General features: G+C 43.8%; 21 protein-coding genes. 7 read left to right on the top strand and 14 right to left on the bottom strand.

The window, feature by feature from the left end:
• Positions 1-74: 74 nt before the first annotated feature.
• From E0E36_RS06845 to rbsK, 7 genes are all read right to left on the bottom strand, one after another.
• Positions 75-998: a helix-turn-helix domain-containing protein gene (locus tag E0E36_RS06845; RefSeq protein ID WP_130855310.1), complete on the bottom strand. Its 924-nt coding sequence runs from the start codon at positions 996-998 to the stop codon at positions 75-77.
• A gap of 10 nt (positions 999-1,008) precedes the next feature.
• Entirely contained in the window at positions 1,009-1,893 is an 885-nt protein-coding gene (locus tag E0E36_RS06840) for an NmrA family NAD(P)-binding protein (protein ID WP_130855309.1), read from the bottom strand.
• Positions 1,894-1,977: 84 nt separating this feature from the next.
• Positions 1,978-3,510 (bottom strand): ADP-ribosylglycohydrolase family protein, encoded by a 1,533-nt coding sequence (locus tag E0E36_RS06835; RefSeq protein ID WP_130855308.1) that lies wholly within the window; start codon positions 3,508-3,510, stop codon positions 1,978-1,980.
• Between the two features lie 18 nt (positions 3,511-3,528).
• Positions 3,529-5,091 (bottom strand): RagB/SusD family nutrient uptake outer membrane protein, encoded by a 1,563-nt coding sequence (locus tag E0E36_RS06830; protein WP_130855307.1) that lies wholly within the window; start codon positions 5,089-5,091, stop codon positions 3,529-3,531.
• A 10-nt stretch (positions 5,092-5,101) separates the two neighbouring features.
• A complete protein-coding gene (locus E0E36_RS06825; RefSeq protein ID WP_130855306.1) occupies positions 5,102-8,038 on the bottom strand; it encodes a SusC/RagA family TonB-linked outer membrane protein in 2,937 nt (978 codons plus the stop codon).
• A 31-nt stretch (positions 8,039-8,069) separates the two neighbouring features.
• Positions 8,070-9,026 (bottom strand): GRP family sugar transporter, encoded by a 957-nt coding sequence (locus E0E36_RS06820; protein WP_242627149.1) that lies wholly within the window; start codon positions 9,024-9,026, stop codon positions 8,070-8,072.
• Between the two features lie 87 nt (positions 9,027-9,113).
• Positions 9,114-10,028: a ribokinase gene (rbsK, locus tag E0E36_RS06815; RefSeq protein ID WP_130855304.1), complete on the bottom strand. Its 915-nt coding sequence runs from the start codon at positions 10,026-10,028 to the stop codon at positions 9,114-9,116.
• 213 nt (positions 10,029-10,241) lie between these two features.
• Here rbsK and E0E36_RS06810 point away from each other — a divergent pair, with 213 nt between their 5' ends.
• From E0E36_RS06810 to E0E36_RS06795, 4 genes are all read left to right on the top strand, one after another.
• Positions 10,242-11,729, top strand: coding sequence for a hypothetical protein (locus tag E0E36_RS06810; protein ID WP_130855303.1), 1,488 nt, complete (start codon positions 10,242-10,244; stop codon positions 11,727-11,729).
• A 74-nt stretch (positions 11,730-11,803) separates the two neighbouring features.
• On the top strand, positions 11,804-12,661 hold the full coding sequence (locus E0E36_RS06805; RefSeq protein ID WP_130855302.1) for a helix-turn-helix transcriptional regulator: 858 nt from the start codon (positions 11,804-11,806) through the stop codon (positions 12,659-12,661).
• Between the two features lie 73 nt (positions 12,662-12,734).
• Positions 12,735-13,451 (top strand): siderophore-interacting protein, encoded by a 717-nt coding sequence (locus E0E36_RS06800; RefSeq protein WP_130855301.1) that lies wholly within the window; start codon positions 12,735-12,737, stop codon positions 13,449-13,451.
• Between the two features lie 14 nt (positions 13,452-13,465).
• Complete coding sequence (locus E0E36_RS06795; RefSeq protein ID WP_013667579.1) at positions 13,466-13,678, top strand: hypothetical protein; 213 nt, start codon at positions 13,466-13,468, stop codon at positions 13,676-13,678.
• Here the strand turns inward: E0E36_RS06795 and E0E36_RS06790 are convergent.
• Positions 13,670-14,566, bottom strand: coding sequence for a LysR family transcriptional regulator (locus tag E0E36_RS06790; RefSeq protein WP_130855300.1), 897 nt, complete (start codon positions 14,564-14,566; stop codon positions 13,670-13,672). The two genes, E0E36_RS06795 and E0E36_RS06790, sit on opposite strands and share 9 nt — an antisense overlap.
• A 90-nt stretch (positions 14,567-14,656) precedes the next feature.
• Between E0E36_RS06790 and E0E36_RS06785 the strand changes: the two genes are divergently transcribed.
• Together E0E36_RS06785 and E0E36_RS06780 are read left to right on the top strand one after the other, a co-directional pair.
• Positions 14,657-15,526: an alpha/beta fold hydrolase gene (locus tag E0E36_RS06785; protein WP_130855299.1), complete on the top strand. Its 870-nt coding sequence runs from the start codon at positions 14,657-14,659 to the stop codon at positions 15,524-15,526.
• Between the two features lie 30 nt (positions 15,527-15,556).
• Complete coding sequence (locus tag E0E36_RS06780; RefSeq protein WP_130855298.1) at positions 15,557-15,967, top strand: nuclear transport factor 2 family protein; 411 nt, start codon at positions 15,557-15,559, stop codon at positions 15,965-15,967.
• A gap of 10 nt (positions 15,968-15,977) precedes the next feature.
• Here the strand turns inward: E0E36_RS06780 and E0E36_RS06775 are convergent, their stop codons facing one another.
• The 4 genes from E0E36_RS06775 to E0E36_RS06760 are packed head-to-tail and all read right to left on the bottom strand — an operon-like array spanning position 15,978 to position 18,499.
• Positions 15,978-16,886: a helix-turn-helix domain-containing protein gene (locus E0E36_RS06775; RefSeq protein ID WP_130855297.1), complete on the bottom strand. Its 909-nt coding sequence runs from the start codon at positions 16,884-16,886 to the stop codon at positions 15,978-15,980.
• Between the two features lie 8 nt (positions 16,887-16,894).
• Positions 16,895-17,248: a hypothetical protein gene (locus E0E36_RS06770; RefSeq protein ID WP_130855296.1), complete on the bottom strand. Its 354-nt coding sequence runs from the start codon at positions 17,246-17,248 to the stop codon at positions 16,895-16,897.
• 16 nt (positions 17,249-17,264) lie between these two features.
• Complete coding sequence (locus E0E36_RS06765; protein WP_130855295.1) at positions 17,265-17,711, bottom strand: DUF2147 domain-containing protein; 447 nt, start codon at positions 17,709-17,711, stop codon at positions 17,265-17,267.
• Positions 17,711-18,499 (bottom strand): SDR family oxidoreductase, encoded by a 789-nt coding sequence (locus E0E36_RS06760; RefSeq protein WP_130855294.1) that lies wholly within the window; start codon positions 18,497-18,499, stop codon positions 17,711-17,713. Before E0E36_RS06760 ends, E0E36_RS06765 begins: the two co-directional genes overlap by 1 nt.
• Positions 18,500-18,694: 195 nt before the next feature.
• On the opposite strand from E0E36_RS06760, the gene E0E36_RS06755 reads away from it, so the two are divergent.
• On the top strand, positions 18,695-19,219 hold the full coding sequence (locus E0E36_RS06755) for a hypothetical protein (RefSeq protein ID WP_130855293.1): 525 nt from the start codon (positions 18,695-18,697) through the stop codon (positions 19,217-19,219).
• A gap of 79 nt (positions 19,220-19,298) precedes the next feature.
• On the opposite strand, the gene E0E36_RS06750 is transcribed toward E0E36_RS06755, so the two are convergent.
• Positions 19,299-19,817 carry a hypothetical protein gene (locus tag E0E36_RS06750; RefSeq protein WP_130855292.1) on the bottom strand — a complete coding sequence of 173 codons (519 nt, stop codon included), beginning with the start codon at positions 19,815-19,817 and terminating at the stop codon, positions 19,299-19,301.
• A gap of 90 nt (positions 19,818-19,907) precedes the next feature.
• Positions 19,908-20,264 carry a MarR family winged helix-turn-helix transcriptional regulator gene (locus E0E36_RS06745; protein ID WP_242627148.1) on the bottom strand — a complete coding sequence of 119 codons (357 nt, stop codon included), beginning with the start codon at positions 20,262-20,264 and terminating at the stop codon, positions 19,908-19,910.
• Positions 20,265-20,378 lie beyond the last annotated feature (114 nt).

Raw genomic sequence — 20,378 nt, 5'->3', positions numbered from 1 at the left:
GATTCAGTGTCATGCGGGTCCCCCACCGGATTAACAATACATTAACAATTAAGATAGTTTAACGTATTATGTTATCAACTCCATCCGTTAAATGAAGCCCGAAAAGCTAGGGGTGTCAAGTTTGTTTTACTTTTGAAGAGCTTACTGAAGCTTTGCGGATGCTCAAAGCCCAGGTTGTAGGCTATTTCGCTCACCGACCGATCAGTTGTTGACAATTGTTCTTTCGCTATTTCAATGACTTTATGGTGTATATGCCATTGCGTGCTTTGCCCGGTTAATAGCTGGAGCAAGTTGCGGAGGTAGGTAGGCGATACGTGCAAACTATCGGATATATATTTTACAGTCGGCAAGCCTTTATGCATTAAATCCCCATCGTCGAAATAGTCGGCAAGCAGCCGTTCCAACCGATCGAGTATTTGGTGGTTACTTACCTGTCGGGTGATAAATTGCCTTTGGTAGAAGCGATCAGCGTAATTAAGTAAGGTCTCTATTTGAGAAATAATAATAGGTTGACTGAATTTGTCGATATTCGTTTGATATTCCTGTTCAATGTTTTGAATAATGCCATTTAAGGTCGATTCCTCCTTTGCTGAGAGGAATAGAGCCTCATTCACTGCATAATCAAAAAAATCATATTTTTTAATCGCCTTGGCCAAAGATGTATTCCAAAGGAAATCCGGATGAAATAGCAGTAGCCAGCCGGCATGTTGCATAGCAGCATCGCTACTTTTCGTAATACTAAACACCTGATTGGGTGCCATAAAAAATAGCACCCCCTCATCAAAATCATACACCTGTTGACCATAGCGTATCTTCGCATTGCTCATTCGCTTTAAAGAAATGGAATAAAAGTCCAATATCAAGCTGTCCCAATCATAAGAAGAATCATGCTGAATGAGCCGATAATCCACCACGCTGACCAATGGATGTTCGGGCTCAGGCAAATTGCGCAGCTTATGAAATTCACTAATGGATTTAATACGCCTTGGTACAGACATAAATTTTTAATTAGTTACGATGAAAAACATGCGCAAACTCTTCTGCATAACTTTCAAGCGATACCCTCCCAAATGCTGGTGGATGCTCGTCAAAATCCGCTCGCAATTTTCCGTTATGAATGGCCATTCCCAATTCGATCAGCTTTTCCGCTGTCTCCTGACGCATTCCTCTATCCCGCAAGTTTTTCATCACCTCATCTTCCGGTAAAGTTAACCATTTCAGATCAGGCATACCAATTGCCTTACCCAAAATCGTGGCAACCTCATTGCACGTACGATCATCGCTGACCACATACCGGATCGGCCTTGTTTCCCCTACAAGCGTTAGCTCTTCCGCTACGGCATCTGCAATATCCAGTGGCGAAACCATCGGTAATCGATCGTTACCGCCATAAACAGCGCCTATGAATCCTGCTGTCTTAATCATTCCGATAAAAGACTCCAAATTATAATAAAAAAAACCTGGACGAACATGCGTTAAATTAATAGCCGGGATTTTATTCAACATCTGCTCCACACGATAAGAACCCGTAATGATGCCGGTCGCCGATGGCAAATGTGCTCCATAACTGCTCAAATGAACAATTCTTTTCACACCGGATTTCCGTATAGCATGATCATATATTTTTCCGGTAGATTCGTAATAAACGATTTGATCGGGCTGCGTAAAGTCGGGCGGTATCATACAAAAGGCTGCATCCGCACCAAGAAATACTTGTTCAAGAAACTCACTGTCAAGCAAAGATCCGATCGCAGCTTTTGCACCCAGTGTTTCAATATCCCTTTGCCTATCGGGATTGCTACTAATAAGTGTTACCGCATGTCCTCTCTTTACTAATTGTTCCGTTAGCGGACTACCGATATGTCCTAAAGAACCTGTTACTATAATCTTCATTTTTTATGCATTTTATTTGTACAAAAGTCCCTATTTGCATAAAAATGGATGTAGCCGAATCGATCTATTTTGTAGTTAAAAAACTTAGTCTCGCTCGTTGTACACAATGTAATCCCAGGCCTGCACATGATGTTTATCACTTGGGTTTTTTATCCGTACACGTACCTGATGTTTTCCCGTTGGCAGCTGATATTTCCAGAAAAGCTCATACCTTCGCGTGCGATAAGCAGTCGGCAGCTTTGCTCGTTCCATTAACTTTCCGTCAATGTAACACTCCGCGTCAAAAACATAGTCCGCTGCTACCCCAACGTTCCGATTAGCGGCACCCCGCAGTACAAAACCGGTACCTTCCACTTCGAACGAAAACTCATCGGAAATGCTCTGGTTGATGCTTTGCTTTGCAATTGGATACACGCCCTCAAAGCTTTGTTCCAATTTTACGGTTTTGATCGGCTCCACCGGAATCCTTACTTGTGTCGGTGTCACTACCCCTCCATTTTTACGTAGCATTTCCAAAGCGTGCTTATAACTAATATCGTATACTTTGTTGAGCGACATGCGCGTGTATTTGAAATCCATATCCTCCACATCCCTTAAGCCCTTTTTCCAGAAGTCCGGAATTTTATTATAGCCATAAATAGTACCCAGTACACCTGCTGCAGAAGAAGGGTTACAATCCGAGTCCTGGCCGGCACGCGTTGAAATTTCCAAGGTTTTGGTAAAATCACCTTTGCCATAAAGCAGGCCCAATACCACGTAGGCAGCGTTCACCTTGGCGTCAATATCAAGCGGAGCAAAAATACCTTCCGGGCAACCTACCTCCTCCGTCCACTTACGTTGAATTTCAAACCAGGTTTTCTTCCAATCGTCGGGATATTGGTCGTGCCAGCGAATCACATCCGCGAGGCATTGATAGAAACTGCTTTCTACCGGAATCGTCTTCAAAGCTTCCTTCACTATAAAACCGACATCATCATGCAAAAAAGCCAAGGCGTACATGGCTCCCATATATACCCCACCATACCAACCATCACCGTAATTCATGATATGTCCTACCTTATCACTGAGCGCCGAGGCAGCATTCGGCATACCGGGACTCATTAAGCCTGCAAAATCCGCTTCTATTTGAAAGTCGATATCATCCGCGTGCGGGTTATTCAGCCAATGTCCCGATTCGGGCGCCTTCAGCCCGTTCAATATATTATATCTCGCGGCTTGATTGGCGTGCCATAGATTATAGCCGGCATTAGCAAAAGCATGCGCAAAAGAATCCACCGGCGCCTCAATCCCGTAGCGTTCGATTACATCCACAAAAGTCAAGTCCATATATATATCATCGTAGAGATCGGGCCATTCCAGCATCAGCTTCTTAATTTGGCCGTCGCTCCAGGGAATCGGTTGATAATCCTGGATAAAAGTACCGTTATGCCGGAATTCGGTATAACTTCCAAAAGAAACACCGATCGTCTGTCCGGCCCAACCACCTTTAATCTTATCCAATAATTTGGCCCTATCGATAGTCACTTCTTCCCTGCCGGGATGATCCATGACTTTTGCTATCAGTTCCGAAGAAGTGGCGAGTAAAAAAACGGCCACTTTAAATAAAGTATTCATCATATTAAAGGTTTAAAAAATTTAATTGTATCCGGGGTTCTGTTTTAAGTTCGGGTTCGCCTGCATCTCCGTAAACGGAATCGGAAAAAGATTCAGATGTTCACTTTGTGAGGCCGAGTGAAAGCGCCATTCACCGCGGGTATAATTATTATCAAAACGGATTAACTGCGATCGTCTCAAACCTTCCAGTGCAAACTCACGCCCCCACTCGAGCAGCATATTTCCCCATCTAACAGCTGTACCGTTCACCTGAACGGTTTCCGTTAAGTCTGAAGCGCTCAATGCCGACTCCACGCTTCGCTTGCGTACCGCATTCACCAAGATTGCCGCTTCATTTGCATCTTCTCCCAATCGTAAAATGCACTCTGCTTTCATATAATAAACCTCAGCGTAACGCATAGCCACCCAGTCATTGTTCATCGCTCGGCTTGTTCCCATTTCGATTTCATATTTTCCGCAACGATAGCCTTCGGCCTCGCCGCCATTCTCCAAACTGGATACCTCTTTAGTATAATTCAATGGTTTTCCGGCCCATCCTGGTACAATTCCTGTACAATAAAGCATCGATCCGTCACTACCATACTGCTGGCCCATACGCCAAGTCTTCTCCAGACGATGATCATCCGCTGCATAATGCTCAACAAACGAAGGGACCGCACAAACCCCATTATCCAGCCAGGTCTGCAAGTTAAAGGTCTTTACGTTAGAAGGATGCAGTGTTTTCTGCAAGGCCATATAAATCGTACTACCTGTTTTTACCTCATCGTTAGGATAAGCGAATATGATCTCCGGTGAGTTTTCGTTACGCACCGCAAAAGGAGCACTATAATCCGGTTCCAGGCTATACTTCCCGGAAGCGATAATTTCATCGCACAAAAGCTTACAGGCATCATACATGGGTTTCCCAATCCAAGCTTCCGCATTTAAATACAAGCGCGCCAATAGCATTTTCGCATTGAATTTATTAAACCTTCCGTAAGAAAGTCGAGTATCCTCACTCAATAAATCTACATTTTTTTTGATACTCGCTTCAATAAAATCGAACACTTCCTGCCTTGTATTAGTCGCCGGTAAATATCCCGGTTCCACATCAAAACGATCGATCAGCGGCACATTTCCAAAAGCTTCGCAGAGAATATAATACCAGTAGGCTCTCGCCAGCTCTAATTCGGCAATAAATCTGTCCTTGTTCTGAATAGGGAACTCGGCCTTATTGATCTGATAAATCACGCGATTGCAATCACTGATACCGCCATAAGCTTGGCCCCAAAGATCGGAAAAATGCGGATCCTCACTTCGCCACGTGTGATTATTCAAACGGATGTAAATTCCACCGTCAAACCACGCAGCCCTCGGCGTCACCACAATATCTGTGGTCTCCTCAAAATCCCACCATTTACGCCATTCCAACAAGCCCCTATATCCTCCATATACTGGCGCCACTGCTGCCAGCAGATCCCGCTCGTCCCGATAGAAATGCTCTTCCGTCATTTGATCATACACCTCCTCATCCAGATTGGTACAAGCACTAAAGCTCAATATATTTAATAACACAAATGTTATTCGAAATAGATACATTTTCATAATACACGATTTATAGGTTAATCATACAGCCCAATGTATAGGATCGCACCGTAGGATAAAGCGATTTACTTTCAACTCCCGGCGCTAAGCCTTTTATACTTACCTCCGGATCCATGCCTTTGTAGCCGGTAAAGGTATATAGGTTAAGGCCCGAGAGATAGACCCGTAACCTTTTAAAATACTTATTGTTCAGGTTCAGGTTGTAGCCAAAAGTTATGTTGTCAATCTTTACAAAATCTCCATCCTCGATAAAATAGCTATTATAAACCTGCGGTTCCCATACATAGGAATTACTGCCAAAGGGTTTATTTAGGGCTGATTTAGGGAGGTTTCCCTCACTTATCCTACCCATCGTTTCCCAATGCGCACGGTATTCATTAAACACCTGGTAATCAAATGCACCCCTCACCATCATCCCTAGATCAAACTTCCTATAGCGCATATATACATTCAAAGAAGCATACATCTTTGGCAGGCCGTTTCCAAGCACTTGCTTATCTTCCTGTCCTGCCTCACTCTGCAGTTTTTGTCCGCCGTCCAATGCCTCAACCAGCCACCTACCTTCCTCAGATAGACCTACTGCTTTCAATCCGTAAAAATTACCCAAAGGTTCGCCCTGTTTAACAATATGGGTGTATTGTTGTATACCCGATGAGGTCCAACCCGTATACCAGTAATCCCGCTGATAGCTTTCGTTCGATAAGGATACCACCTTGTTCTTATTATAGGAGAAGTTGCCCGTCAAACTCAAATCAAACTGTTCACGTTGCACAGCTTTTCCTGTTAATGAGATTTCCACTCCGCGGTTATTTATTTTACCCACATTTGCCCACATCGAACTGGTATAATTAGGAGGCACTGGCACCTGGTATTCGGCCAGTAGATCGCTGGTCGTACGATCATACAGATCCAACGTAGCGCTTATTCGGCTTTTCAGTAAGCTTACATCCAAACCAACGTTCCATTCAGCTTTCCGCTCCCACTTCAGATTTGGATTAGGGTTAGATGCCGGGACCACCCCACGTATCCATTCGCCATTAAGAAAACTAGGTGAGGTATAATTTAAAAGTACAAGGGATTGATAGGCACTTCCGATCTCCGTACCCGTGATGCCATATCCAACGCGTAACTTCAGGTCGTCAATAGCCTTTGCGTTTTCCATAAAGCGCTCCTTCGAGATTCGCCAGCCCGCTGAAACCGCAGGAAAGAAACCCCATTTGTTATCCTTTCCGAATTTGGTAGATCCTTCCCGCCGAAGACTGGTCATCACCATATATTTATCCGCATAATTGTAAGTAAGCCGTCCGAAGAAAGAAATGAGCTTACTATTATTACGATAGCTCGACAGCTGTGCCCTCCCATCTAAGATGGCATTTGACGATTGAATGTTCCAAGCCTCAAAATAGTCGGTCGGAAAATCAAAGGCATACATGGAGCTTCCCTGCCGGTTAAAATCCTGATAATTGTAACCGATCATGCCCGTTATACTATGCAATCCGATGTCTTTCACGTAATCAGCCGTCAGTTCCAGTGTCCGATCCATATGCAAGTTATTCCACTTCGTAACTTCACCGTTCTTGTTTTCGATCGTTGTCGTAAAATAGCGGAAAGTATTCCATTTATCACGTGTATCGTCATAGCGTTGAAATCCGCCCATAACACTTACATTTAAATTACTGATGGGTGAATACGTTATTCGTCCACTGGTTAATAAGGTATTCGCCCGCTGCTTATCCGTTTCCTCATTCAGTAAAGCAACCGGATTATAAGGTTTGTAAGAAACCCCGTATTCGTTGTAAGTTCCGTCCGCTGCATAAACCGGTCGCGTTGGATTTGACAACATCGCTTGCAGAAAAGCATCATACCAAGTAACCTGCTGCGTAACCATCGAATTGCTGATATTAAACTGGAATTTCAATTTATCGTCCCACATATTGTGGTTGATATTGGCTTTCAAAATAATCGGCTTCTTATAAGTGCGCAGTAAAACTCCCTCCTGTGAACGATAGGTTCCCGAAAGCATGTAGTTTGTACTTGCCGTCCCGCCTCTTAGCGAAAGATTATGCACAAAATTGATCGGCGTCCGTGTTACCTCCTCCACCCAATCCGTAGAAGTGCCCTCATCGCTTACCTTGTCCGCAAACTGCGGATCCTGTAATAGGCTCCGATAGTCCGTCGCATTCAACAGTTCCGGCTTTTTCTGCAACTGCTCATAACTGTAATATGTATGGTAATCCAAAGAAGCTGCACCGGCCTTTGCCTTTTTAGTTGTTACAAGGATCACCCCGTTTGTACCACGCGTACCATAAATGGCTGCAGCCGATCCGTCTTTTAACACATCAATAGACTCCACGTCTTCAGGTGCAATGGCGTTCAGACTCCCGCCGGGGATTCCATCAATAACCACTAAAGGGTCCGATGAAGCCGATATTGTGGAAACGCCTCGGATGTTAATTTGAACACCGGCGGTCGGGTCGCCCGATGGATTGGACATTTGCAGGCCCGCCACTTTACCTTGCAGGAGCTGCGTAGGACTCCGCACCATACCCTGTACAAATTCGTCCGATTTTACATTGGCAATAGCGCTGGTCACTTCGCCTTTCTTCATCGATCCATATCCTACTACCACCACCTCGTCCAGTTTTGAGGCGTCGGGCACGAGCTGCACAATCACAGAAGCCCTTCCCTGCAGAGGTATCAAGCGATCAGTATAGCCCAAATACGTGATTCGAAGCGTATCCTGTAAATTGGCTACCGATAACTCAAAACGACCTTTTTCATCCGTTAAGGCCGTTTTTCCGCTACCAACGGCCGTAATGCTGGCCTTTACCAGCGCACGCTCAGTCCCTTGTTCTTTAACCGTCCCCTTTACGGTCAACTGTGCGAAACCGGGAAGATACCATAAGGAAAAACAGAGCAATAAGAAGCCCTTAGAAATCTTTTCCATTTCTTTTGAAATTAAGGTTTACAAATTAGGTTCAGTTTCCCGCCATTATTATCAATCCGAGACCGATAATAAAAAGCAGAAACATGGATGTTATATAAAATTTAACGGTTTTGCTCCCACCTTGAAACTCCTTCCAGACAAACACGCCCCACACTGCGGCAACCAGAGTAGCCCCCTGTCCCAGCCCGTAGGAAATCGCCGGACCGGCCTTTCCGGCGGCAATCAGGTTAAAGAGATTTCCAAGCCCCCAGATAGCGCCACCCAGAAGTCCCACTGTATGCATGCGCAGCGGGCCGCGGAAATACATGCTATATGCGATAGGCGGTCCCTCCAAGGGTCTCCGCATCAAGAAGCTGTTAAAAAACAAGTTGCTCACCGCGATTCCGAGTGCGAAAATCACAAAAGCGGTATAAGGCGTCATCTTTCCTACAGCGGGTGTCCTAAAATCCGAGAGGTCCATGCCGGCCGCTACAAAGGGATAAAAGGTTGACATCAATATCCCCGCAATGATCGAAACGACAATCCACTTTCCCGTAGCGCGACTATCCATATTTCCACCTCGATGCATACGATAGGCCAAGGCGTTCAGGATGATGGCCACACTCACACAGGTGACACCCGTAAAAAGCAAAAGAGGATCTCCCTTACTCGCCAGCACGTAGTTCAATACGACGCCAATAATCAAGGCCAGGCCAATGCCAAGTGGAAAGGCCACCGCCATACCCGCATGAGCGATGGCGGCTGTGAGCAGGATGTTTGCCAAATTAAATACCACACCGCCTATCAGTGCACTCCGGATATTAGCGGCTTCTGCCTGCTCCAAGTCTTGTAAAAAAGACCTTCCCCCCTCACCATAACTACCTAGCGTGAATGCACCGAGCAGTGCAAACAGCAGGATGCCCAATACATAATCCCAATAGAACAGTTCGAACCGCCACTGCCCCTGCACTAACTTTTGCGTATTAGCCCATGAACCCCAGCAGAGCATGGTAATTAGGCAGCATACGACCGCCAGCGTATAGGTTTCTACAATAAACATAATCCGTTTAAAATTTGGTTAATTGGTTCAATATTGCTAGCTGATGATACTCATCAGCACCTCATTCCGATAAGGAATGGATGATTGCGCGCCCAAACGGGTTACGGCAATAGCAGCAGCCCGACAGGCAAAGTTTGTCGCTTCGCGCAGAGGCTTACCCTCAGCGATCGCTACGGCCAAAGCCCCGTTGAATACATCGCCCGCAGCCGTAGTATCGATGGTTTCCACACTTGGTGCAGGAACATGGAAGAATGCATCATCCTCCAACACCGCAGCGCCCTGCTTTCCCATGGTAATAATTACCTGCTTGGGACCTTTTGCTTGTATCTTCCGAGCAGCTTGCCCGGCACTGTCCAGGTCAGCTATCCGTATACCCGATAACATTTCGGCTTCACTTTCATTCGGTGTTATGATATCCATCAATTCAAACACTTCCTTAGGCAGTTCATTTGCGGGCGCTGGATTCAGGATGATCTTCATCCCTTTCTCTTTGGCCCTTTTGGCTGTGTAAGCCACAGTGTCCATGGGTATTTCGAGCTGAATAAGCAGCAATGCCGCATCGGGATAATAGGTAAGCGCCTTTTCCACATCGGTCGCTTTCAAGTTCGCATTCGCTCCCGGTGCCACCACAATGCTGTTTTCTCCCTTTTGATCAACGGTTATCAAGGCAATGCCGGAAGGCAGCGCAGCATCCGAAACAATACCCTGCGTGTTCACTCCTTCTTCCTCGAATAATTGGGCTGACTGTTTGCCGAAGATATCATCGCCCATCTTTCCAATAAAAGCAACATCCCCACCCAAGCGTGCTACCGCGATGGCCTGATTGGCGCCCTTGCCACCGGGGTTCATAAAAAAAGACCCGCCTAATACAGTCTCTCCCGGTCGGGGAATATGACTTGTTTTGACCACCATGTCCATGTTCATACTACCTGCTACGATAATTTTCTTCATATATGATCTAAGGAAAAAGTTTATAATTTGATCAACTGCCTTGTGCAGCTTTATCTATTTTCAAAGATAGTCCCTTAACAGTTTCAAAATAGACACAAATTCATATAATTCCTGAATCGTAATTTTATTTTTTAATCTCTATATTTACCACATAACACTCACTAACAACCATTTGTAAACAGACTATTATTTTATTTTCCTGAATTTATTAATATGCTGAAGCTTGAACTGGAAAAATTGATCGGTGGACTATCTGTTTCGGAGCGGAAGCAGTTCAAACAACACTGCGCCGGGCAAAGGGCTCACAAAGAATATGTAGCTTTATTCGATCTGCTGACACAATATCGGGTAGCACCTGACCAGCAGGCTGAAAGTTTGTTTGCTGCGCGCTTCCCTGGAAAATCTTTTGAAAATACCGCAGCTTATTTATACAAGGTACTCAGCAATATGCTCATCCAAACACGAATTGAACAAGATACCTGGTATGCACGTTATCAAGCGCTCATGAAAGCTCGTTTATGCTTTGAGCGTTCACTTCCTTCGATGGCCTTAAAAGAATTGAAGAAAGCCAGGAAACTTGCAATAGAAGCGGAAGATCCCTACATTCAATATCAATCTTTACGCATGGAGCTGGGTTATCTAACTGATATAGGCCTTCCCGATGTACCGGAACAGACACTGGTAGATCAACAAATGCTCGGACGGAACCTATTGCGTATCATGCAGCAGATCCACGAGCATCAATCGCTGTATCAGCTGCTAACCCAGCGCCTAAATCACGATCATGAGCTTGTTTCCCAAGACCAAAAGAAGATAACTGATTTGGTATTGAGCGAATTAAGTATCACCAATCGAGGGATGCGTCATCAATTTGAATCAAAGAAAGTTCATTTGCTCTTCCAATCGTTCTTTTTCATCCGCACCGGTGAGTATCACGCAGCCTTAAAAATGTTCAAAGAATTGAACACGCTAATCGAGGCTCACGAAAATATGTGGAATTTCCCGCCCTACGACTATCTTTCTGCGCTACGAGGCATTCTTGATAGTCTACGAACCATTGGCTATTATGTCGAAATGCAGTATTTCATCCATCGTGTAGACAAACTATCTCAGGGCGCATACCCCGAGCATTTCATCCGCGAGGCAAGCCAAACTCATCACGTTTACCGACTCAATATGCTCACGCAGTTGCGTAAGGACGAAGAAGCCCTTCAACTTGTACTATCGCTCAAAAAACAACAATTGCTAAAGAATAACTTTTACTATCGCGACGAGCACAATGCCTTACTGTTTTTTACCGCTTTGGCTTACTTTCAGCAAGGCCGCTGGTCAGACGCCAACCAATACCTGCAGCTGGCTCTTCGTGAGCGTGAAGTAAGTAGTCAGCTCATATACCGTTCTACATGGCTACTGCATCTACTGGTACACATGGAACTGGATAATCTCGAATACCTTCACTACGAAATCCGGACCTATAAACGGGCATTCAGTAAGCAAGGTGGGATGTTCAAAATAGAGAAGTTTATTTTTAAGCTGGTCCAACTAGACCCCGGACGCTGCAGCATGCCAAAGAGAAAAGCCATTGCCGAGAAGTGGTTTACCCAGCTGGATGACTTACGATTGGATAAACGCGAGCGCCAACTCCTTAAATACGCCGATTTTATCGATTGGATTAAGCGAAAGATAGAAGATAAGCCATAAAAAATTGCGTATTCTATCCCGAATAAAAGAAACATCTATTAGTTTTGTCAGAACAATACATACGCTAAAAAGCCATGAACCGACGTGCCCATACCATTCCTTTAAATACGATGGCCAGTACATTCGGAACGGGTATTTTCCTCGAAACGGCCTCGTCGAGGGATGTAGAATTACATAAGCCCGCGGCAGAAGCGCATCGGGACGACTATCATTTATTTTGCATTCAGGACCAGGGAACAACCACGTTCGAGATCGACTTTCAACGCTATGAAGTCGTCGGCGCTGCGCTCATGTATATACAGCCCAATCAGGTACATCGGGTAATCGGCGTTGAGAAAGCGAACTTCCGTGTACTTATCATCAGTCATGACAACCTTCACCCCGAAATTCTCAATACACTGCAAGAAATAGCACCCGCAAAGCCGCTAAGATTGAGTCAGGAAGCTTTTAGTCTCGTCTCCGAAAGCATGTCGCTCTGCATCAAACATTTTCAACGGAAACAGGAAAAATTATATCACATCATACTCAGAGAGAGCTGCAATGCTTTAGTCGCCTTAATTACCTCTCAATATTCAGCACTTACCAAACCAACGGAAACCCTTTCCCGCTTCGATGTAATTACCAAAACATTCAAATCCATCCTGGAAAAGGACTTCACGCTCATAAAACGACCCACTGATTACGCCAGGCGATTAAAGGTCTCCACTGTTTACCTAAACGAGTGTGTCAAAAAAAGCACCGGCCAACCCGTACGCTATCACATTCAGCAACGTATCATACTTGAAGCGAAACGTTTACTTTATCATTCCAACAAATCGGTAAAAGAAATCGCGTTCGAGCTAGGTTATGACGATTATCCCTACTTTTCTCGTTTGTTCACCAAAATAGTTGGTATGACGGCATTAAGCTTTCGAAAGAAAAACCTTGATTAGTCCAATACTTACCCTGTTTCAACCTTCTTTGCGCGGTCGTTTCGTGGTTTCTTTGTTCAAAAAAATAAAGATTATGCCAAGCGCTCCCAAATGGGTATTCGATGTTTTCGACCGTGTTTTATCGTCTAAGTCATCAACGATGGAGGTAACCAAGGTCGAATACCTATCCGATACCGTCAAGAGAATTCAATTTACAGGAAATTTTAGAAAGTTCAATTTCGGTGTAGGAAGTTTTATCGATTTCCGGGTAAGTGATACAGAGGCCAGGCGATATACCGTTTCTTATGTTGACGATATGCGCGAAAGACTTGAACTCATTGCGCATATACATGGTGAAGCACCCGGAAGCTGCTTTATGCGTAAGCTCGATATTGGCGACACGGTTAACATCAATCCGCCCCGAGAGTACAAGTATTATGAGCCAACAGCCGCAAAGTACGTCGTTTTTGGCGATGAAACATCCTTAGGACTTGCCTGTTCTTTCTTACCGGTGCTTATACAAAACCGGCATCAGTTTCAATTCTATTTGGAACTGGAAAAAGAAAATCACGACATCGTCTCGCTGTTGCCATTGAGCAATTGCACCGTATTTGATAAGAACGACGCATTTAGTGATGAGAAATGGGTGGACGCGCTACCCGTTGTCCAATCGACCGAATGGCAGCAATCCAACTTTGTCCTAACCGGGAACGCCAAATCGGTCCGAACATTCCGGAAGGTTTTGAAAGCCAGAAACGCGGGTAAAATAGTCTCACACGGTTATTGGCTGGAAGGAAAAAAGGGTTTATAATAAAATTTTATCAGATGATTTACATATTTAAAACTTCCGTACAGCGCGAAGAGGATATCCGGCAACTAAAGCCCTATTTAGATAGCATTCAACCGTGGGCGAAATGGAATTTTGATCTAGAGGATTGCGATAAAATCTTACGGGTCGATACCCCGCGCAATGATGCTTTTAGCATCATTCGCGTGTTGCATACGAATGGTTTTCAATGTGAAGAGCTGTCATATTGATTGCTCCACGTTCGAATGCTTCGATTGATTTTTATACATATCAATAAACACTTGCATCAGCTTGGATGAACGGCGGTTGCTACGCGAGATCAGGACTGTTGTCATCGTTCCGAGCGACTTGCTCAGCGGGAAAGTCTTGATCTCTCTCGCTGCATAATAGGAACTGACAATCTGCTCGGGCAAGATGCTAATGCCCAAACCCGCCTCTACAAAATTTATAATGCCCTCAATGGAATTCACTACAATAGGCCTATACTGTACGATGCCTTTTGCGCTTAATAGCGATTCCAATCTTTCCCGGAATACGCAGCCTTGATCAAATACAACAATCTTAGGGATTGCATGCCGGCTTAATTCCGATGATAAGGAGGCGGCCTTCCTATGCGCCAAGATAACCAATTGCTCTTCGTGAATGATTTCCTGCGTTAGACCGGAGATGCTAATAGGACCCGAAACAAAAGCCGCGTCTAGCTTATAGTCAAGTACATCCTGCACCAATTCCGGTCGCATGGCTGATTTGAATTCCAACTCTACATGTGGGTAGGCCGCACCAAAATCATGCAGAATCGTCGGAACACGAAGCGCCATGGTGGTTTCAATGCATCCGATTTTCAATGATCCCGTCAAGACATCAATATTTTTGACCTCTCTTTTCGCTTCATCCAGCAGGTGAGTAATCTCTTTAGCATATTGCATCAGCACTTCACCTGCCGGTGTCAATGCCACCTTTTTTGCATTTCGTTCAAAAAGCGATGTACCAAACTCCTCTTCCAAGCTGCGAATACGCGCCGTTACGTTCGACTGCACGGTAAACATCGCTTCTGCGGCCCGTGTAAAGCTACTATGCAATGCCACGGCCTCAAATATCCTTAGGTCATTTGTATTCATAAATCATAAATAATGATTTATTACATCATAATAAATCGTTTTTAATAATCAAATATCTGAAATAATTTTGGATAAGCAAAACAATAGAACATGAAAACAAATTCGATTCATTACCATACCCTGAGCGCTAACGGCATCAATATTTTTTACCGTGAAGCCGGCCCGACAGAAGCGCCAACGCTTTTATTGCTACACGGTTATCCAACTTCATCACACATGTTCCGGAGTTTGATCCCGATTTTAGCTGATCGTTATCACCTAATCGCGCCTGATCTTCCCGGCTTTGGCTACTCCGATGCACCTAGCAGAACGGTATTTACGTATACATTTGATAATCTGGCGAAAACCATGCAGGCTTTTATTGACAAATTAAACCTTAAAAGATTTGCCATCTATGTATTCGATTACGGCGCGCCTACGGGTTATCGTCTGGCACTCGCCAATCCTGAAAAAATCACCGGTATCATCTCTCAAAATGGCAATGCGTATGAAGAAGGTTTAGGCTCCGATTGGGGACCTATTCAAAAGTACTGGAAAGAAGATACGCTGGAAAACAGAGATGCACTCCGAGGCTTCGTTACATTAGAAGGAACCAAGTTTCAGTATTTTAGCGGTGTATCCGATCCAAGCTTAATAGCCCCTGAATCGTACACCCTGGATCAGTATTTTCTTGATCGCCCCGAATCAGATGAAATCCAGCTCGATCTGTTAAGAGATTACAAAAATAACGTTGCTTTATATCCAAGCTTTCAGGAATACTTCAGAACCTATCAACCCAAGCTTTTAGCTGTTTGGGGCAACAAGGATCCTTTCTTTTTGCCACCCGGCGCAGAGGCTTATAAAAGAGACATTCCCGATGCAAGCGTAAAATTTTATGACACCGGCCACTTTGCGCTCGAAACCCATGTGAACGAGATCGGCGCAGATATACTGGCCTTTTTAGACAGCCTGCCCCAATAGCCTAATACATAGTTTTTAAATTGATAATATATGGAACAGAAACATCCTTTACCGCCATTCACCTACGAAACAGCACTTCAAAAGGTACAATTAGCAGAAGACGCGTGGAACAGTCGCGATCCCGAAAAGGTGTGCCTTGCCTATACCATCGATACCGAATGGCGCAACCGTTCGGAGTTCATCAATGGACGCGAAGAGGTGAAAGCTTTTCTTGCCCGAAAGTGGGCGCGGGAATTAGATTATAAGCTTAAGAAAGAGCTCTGGAGCTTTCAAGAGAACCGCATTGCCGTCCGTTTTGAATATGAATGGCATCAGGCCGAAGGACAATGGTATCGAAGTTACGGAAATGAAATGTGGGAATTCGATGAAAATGGGTTGATGCGGAAACGCTACGCTAGCATTAACGATTGTCCTATTACGGAACAGGAGCGGCGTCTTTAACGTATAATCATCAGCTGAAAGACTGTCGAAACTCCAGGGGGCTTTGTTTGGTCTTGGCTTTGAATAGTTTGCTGAACGACTGAGCATGTTCAAAACCTAGTGCATAGGCGATTTCACTGACGGACAAATCGGAAGTAGAAAGCTGCTCTTTCGCTTTTTCAATCAGTTTTTCGTGAATATGCTGTTGGGTGGTCTGCCCCGTCAGCTGTTTCAGCAAACTGCTTAAATATTTCGTCGAAATATGAAGTTCGCTTGCGATGTAACCGACGGTCGGCAGACCTTTAGAAAGTAAATCTTCCTTATTGAAAGAAGATGCTAACACATCTTCCAGACGTTCCAGGATTTTATGATTGGTAATTTTTCGGGTAATAAATTGCCGCTCGTAAAAGCGTTGCACATAAGCAAACAACAATTCCAATTGAGCGATAATCACATCCTGGCTAAATTTATCAATATTTGTATGGTATTCCTGCTTAATATGGTCAATAATACTGTTAATAAGGGCCTCTTCCTTATCCGAAAGAAACAAAGCCTCGTTAGCGGCATAACCAAAATATTCATATTGTTTGATTTTTTTTGCCAGCGAAGTGCCCCAAAAAAAAGCAGGATCAATAAATAACATCCAACCTTCTAAGTTCGGTGGTGTGCTCCCCTCTTCTCCGCGCAAAATTTGCCCAGGCGCAATAAAAGCCATCACCCCCTCATCAAAATCATATCGCTGCTGCCCATAAATCAACTTATCACAACCTCTTTTCAGCGATATCATATAAAAATCAAAAACCGCCGCCGTTACAGACGAATTTCCCTTTAAGTCCGCACAATCAACGATACTAATAAGCGGGTGATGAGGTTTGGGTAGTCCGGATAAGCGATGCCCCTCCGTAATTGATTTTATTCTGACAGGTTTTGAACTTGACATAACAGAGTTTAGCTTTCAAATGGATACTTCAGCCAAATCAATATTAAGGGCATGATTAAAAACGGTATTTCGATCAAAGCCATTTTTGTGTTTCCTGCGTTTAACGCCAAGGCCATAATTAAAAGAATGGACACCGTGTTCAGCACATTCCCGAGAAAGAAAGTTCTCGGAAACAACAGCAAAAGCCCTATAAGGATCATCACGATTCCCATGATCGGGACATAAGACTCTTTGATACCCAACTCAGCCATCATCTTGGCAGATTCCGGATGATCTTTGACATGTAATGAATCCCATCCATGTTTAAAAGACAGGAAGACAGAGATTAATAGTAGGATGAGTGATATAATATGCTTTATCATGATCAAATCATTTAGCTTATTGAATTCTTTTAAATTGCCTCGTTCTACCCAGCAGCGAAATGCCTACATAACCCCGGAATTCCAATTCATTGGCACTTTTTAATTTCGCTTTCACGTTATATGTTCGTCCATCGTCCGGATTGTATAACGTTCCCTCCTCATATTCACCCTGATAGTAGCGAAGATCACGAAGATTGACGATGTTCTGTCGAGATCTGTTTCGCAAATTCTTATCCGGATTCTTCGAATCCTTTTTGGGTGTTTTTCCATCCGCTTCAAACATCGTCGAAGCCCATAGCAGCTTCCCAAAGTATTTACCTTCCGATCTATATATCTCAAATTTAAGCTTTACATCTGAATCTTCACTAAACCAAACGCCTATTATTTTATCGGCAGGTAAATTTTGAGCAGATGCCGCAAATGCCATCCAGATCAAGGCAGTCGTAAAAAGTAAATTTCTCATTATTTCGTGCGATTAGTTCCATACATAAATGAAGCTCCCATTTTGCCCGCCTGTGCAATCATTAACTTCGGGGCGAGTCGGCTTACCATACGCATCACTTTAGCAAGACCAGGGAACACTTCCTCTTTATTTTGCCGTATTCCTTTGATAGCGGCGTCCACAATTTTCTCCGGTGCCATCAGCATCTTCGCATTAAAACCATCCTCCTGCATAAACTTATCGTTCAATGATGTCGAGGAACCGGGAGCCACTAATTCCATTACTTTGATATCTGTATTTTTTAACTGCACCCTTAATGCTTGTGTATACGAACGTAAGCCAGCTTTACTCGCGCTGTATATGGGCGATATCGCAAAAGGCGAGAGTGCAATACCCGAAGTTACATTGAGAATAAGTGCCTTTTGTTGCTTTTTAAGTAAAGGCAAAAAAGCTTGTATCATCCGGATCGGCCCCATTAGGTTGATTTCCACCTCACGGGTAATGTCGTTCAGATCCTGCGCCTGCTGTAGACTTATTTTACGCATTTCTCCTGCATTGTTAATAAGCATATTCAGATTTGGAAATTGTACTGCAATATGATCATACAGCTCGCAAATGTCCTCCACTTGAGCCACATCACTCTTTATCACGTGTACAGCTGGAAGTCTACGTTTTATGTCTTGGAGTTTCTGTTCATTTCTCCCGGTAATGATAACCGTGTTACCCAGTGCAATCAGTTTAGAAGCAAAGGTGTAGCCGAAACCTCCCGTTCCGCCAGTAATTAAGATCGTATTCTTTTGCACGTTCATTTTGCTGATGTATCGTTTCAGCAAAGATCAGGCATCATTAGCTAGCGAATTTAACCAAAAGGAACATCGTCGTAGCCAAAAGGGCGAAATGTACGCGGGCACAATAAACCTTTCCTATGTTCTAAAGTCAAAACTAAAAGCGCCATTAAGCTGGAACGATTTTTCGCTTTGACGCTTTCATTAAATTGAGCAAACATGAAAAGAGCAATATTATTAGCAGTTGCCGCCTTCACGGTGGTAATTGTGGGACAAAGCCAAGTACATGCGCAACGTCACGAAAAGGACGATAAGTATTGGGAGCGACGTAAAGAAGCAGATAAAAAAAGATATGAATATTATCGTGAGCGCGACAAAAAGCGGGCAGAATATGCGCGTGAAGAAAGAAAGAGAGAAAAAGAGTACTATCGTGAGTCGGCTAAACGTCGTAAAGAATACTTAAAAGAACGCCGCAAGCATGGGCTACCTAGCTGGGCATTGGCACATCACTACGACGCAAGTCGCCATGTATATTTTCGCGATTATCATACCTTTTATGATCCCTATCGCGGTGGCTATGTTTATTTAAACGGCGGGAATTGGCGTTTTTCAGCAGAAATACCTTCCTTCATGATCAATGTCGACCTTGGCCGCGCCAATATAATGGTTGTGAAGGATGTTCCGATAAGCAGGCACCCCGAGGACTTTTACGATGACTATGAAGAAGACTACTGGGATGATTAATGTGCTTTAATGTAGTGATTATTAGCGTAAAACGCTGTAAAATAAGATACCCCATGACCTACTGCGCCAAGGGGTATCTTTATAAGCCATTTTCTTTATTAAAATGATCGAGTGCCTTACGCATTTTTTCATCTTTATCGTATACCTGCTGAAATAACTTTCCTTTTCGCTCCAACAATTCCAAGATTTTATCTTGCGCTAGCCTAATTTTTGTGGTATCCACGCCATGCGTTATTACTTGTTGCATAACCTCTTCCCGATCGGCCATATGTAGCAACTTCAACGCTTGATAATAATCAACCGCCGCTCGTTTTAAGGCCTCCCCTTCCTTCACGTTCCTAACAGAAATAGCAGAAGTTCTTTGTATCAAGGAATCAAATTGCGCTTCCTGTTTATCAATCGCTGATAAGGCGCCCTTAAAATCGTCGTTTACCAAGCAATTCAATTTCGCCTCTTCCGGGCTTCGCTCACTTAGTATGATATCTTTTAGGTATTCGTCATTGGCGCTAATCGTGTTCCTTAGGTCAATAGCTTCCGTTGGTTTGCAGGAAGCAAGTACCAGCATGCCACCTATCGCAACAATAATTTTCGTCTTCATAAACGCTTCATCATTTCATAAATTGATTTTTAACAACATATGGAATATTGCCTTTATTTTTGTTTGCACAGTCAATTATATTGTCGGTGTTCACAATTTAATTTTAGTCAATACTTTATTCAATAAATACGCTAAATCTTCCAACTCTTTTTTCGACAATATAACGCTTGCTTGTTTGGTAACGTGCTCACGGAAGCTTTCTGAAGCATCTATTAACAACTTCCCTTTGTCGGTTGCTTTGAGATAAAAAACCCGCCGATCTTCATCGCTTTGCTCCTGAGATAGCAAATCATTTTCCAGTAAAAACTTAACCTGTCGGGATATGGCCGGTGCACTGATCCCGAAATCCATCGTCAATTTCTTTCCCGTTGTCTTCCCTTTGCGGTATATATACTCCACTAAGTTATAGTGCGTTGCGGTGACTCCATTAAAATCACCTTTGTTCATATTAGCTAATATATAACACTGAAGATCCGTAAAAACTTCAAAAAACCGTTTCTGCGCGTTTGTCATAAAACAAAAAAAGGTTAACTTAGTTAACTATTAACAAAGTTAATAAAA

Origin of the sequence: Olivibacter jilunii, assembly GCF_900607235.1 — a bacterium.
GTDB classification, from domain to species: domain Bacteria; phylum Bacteroidota; class Bacteroidia; order Sphingobacteriales; family Sphingobacteriaceae; genus Olivibacter; species Olivibacter oleidegradans.
Note: the sequence above shows the minus strand (reverse complement) of the source record. Positions and strands in the feature narration are given on the sequence as shown.

Excerpts from the sequence above, each read along its gene's own strand:
- E0E36_RS06845 (WP_130855310.1), bottom strand. The coding sequence starts at position 998 with ATGTCTGTACCAAGGCGTATTAAATCCATTAGTGAATTTCATAAGCTG.
- E0E36_RS06840 (WP_130855309.1), bottom strand. The coding sequence starts at position 1,893 with ATGAAGATTATAGTAACAGGTTCTTTAGGACATATCGGTAGTCCGCTA.
- E0E36_RS06835 (WP_130855308.1), bottom strand. The coding sequence starts at position 3,510 with ATGATGAATACTTTATTTAAAGTGGCCGTTTTTTTACTCGCCACTTCT.
- E0E36_RS06830 (WP_130855307.1), bottom strand. The coding sequence starts at position 5,091 with ATGAAAATGTATCTATTTCGAATAACATTTGTGTTATTAAATATATTG.
- E0E36_RS06825 (WP_130855306.1), bottom strand. The coding sequence starts at position 8,038 with ATGGAAAAGATTTCTAAGGGCTTCTTATTGCTCTGTTTTTCCTTATGG.
- E0E36_RS06820 (WP_242627149.1), bottom strand. The coding sequence starts at position 9,026 with ATGCTCTGCTGGGGTTCATGGGCTAATACGCAAAAGTTAGTGCAGGGG.
- rbsK (WP_130855304.1), bottom strand. The coding sequence starts at position 10,028 with ATGAAGAAAATTATCGTAGCAGGTAGTATGAACATGGACATGGTGGTC.
- E0E36_RS06810 (WP_130855303.1), top strand. The coding sequence starts at position 10,242 with ATGCTGAAGCTTGAACTGGAAAAATTGATCGGTGGACTATCTGTTTCG.
- E0E36_RS06805 (WP_130855302.1), top strand. The coding sequence starts at position 11,804 with ATGAACCGACGTGCCCATACCATTCCTTTAAATACGATGGCCAGTACA.
- E0E36_RS06800 (WP_130855301.1), top strand. The coding sequence starts at position 12,735 with ATGCCAAGCGCTCCCAAATGGGTATTCGATGTTTTCGACCGTGTTTTA.
- E0E36_RS06795 (WP_013667579.1), top strand. The coding sequence starts at position 13,466 with ATGATTTACATATTTAAAACTTCCGTACAGCGCGAAGAGGATATCCGG.
- E0E36_RS06790 (WP_130855300.1), bottom strand. The coding sequence starts at position 14,566 with ATGAATACAAATGACCTAAGGATATTTGAGGCCGTGGCATTGCATAGT.
- E0E36_RS06785 (WP_130855299.1), top strand. The coding sequence starts at position 14,657 with ATGAAAACAAATTCGATTCATTACCATACCCTGAGCGCTAACGGCATC.
- E0E36_RS06780 (WP_130855298.1), top strand. The coding sequence starts at position 15,557 with ATGGAACAGAAACATCCTTTACCGCCATTCACCTACGAAACAGCACTT.
- E0E36_RS06775 (WP_130855297.1), bottom strand. The coding sequence starts at position 16,886 with ATGTCAAGTTCAAAACCTGTCAGAATAAAATCAATTACGGAGGGGCAT.
- E0E36_RS06770 (WP_130855296.1), bottom strand. The coding sequence starts at position 17,248 with ATGATAAAGCATATTATATCACTCATCCTACTATTAATCTCTGTCTTC.
- E0E36_RS06765 (WP_130855295.1), bottom strand. The coding sequence starts at position 17,711 with ATGAGAAATTTACTTTTTACGACTGCCTTGATCTGGATGGCATTTGCG.
- E0E36_RS06760 (WP_130855294.1), bottom strand. The coding sequence starts at position 18,499 with ATGAACGTGCAAAAGAATACGATCTTAATTACTGGCGGAACGGGAGGT.
- E0E36_RS06755 (WP_130855293.1), top strand. The coding sequence starts at position 18,695 with ATGAAAAGAGCAATATTATTAGCAGTTGCCGCCTTCACGGTGGTAATT.
- E0E36_RS06750 (WP_130855292.1), bottom strand. The coding sequence starts at position 19,817 with ATGAAGACGAAAATTATTGTTGCGATAGGTGGCATGCTGGTACTTGCT.
- E0E36_RS06745 (WP_242627148.1), bottom strand. The coding sequence starts at position 20,264 with ATGAACAAAGGTGATTTTAATGGAGTCACCGCAACGCACTATAACTTA.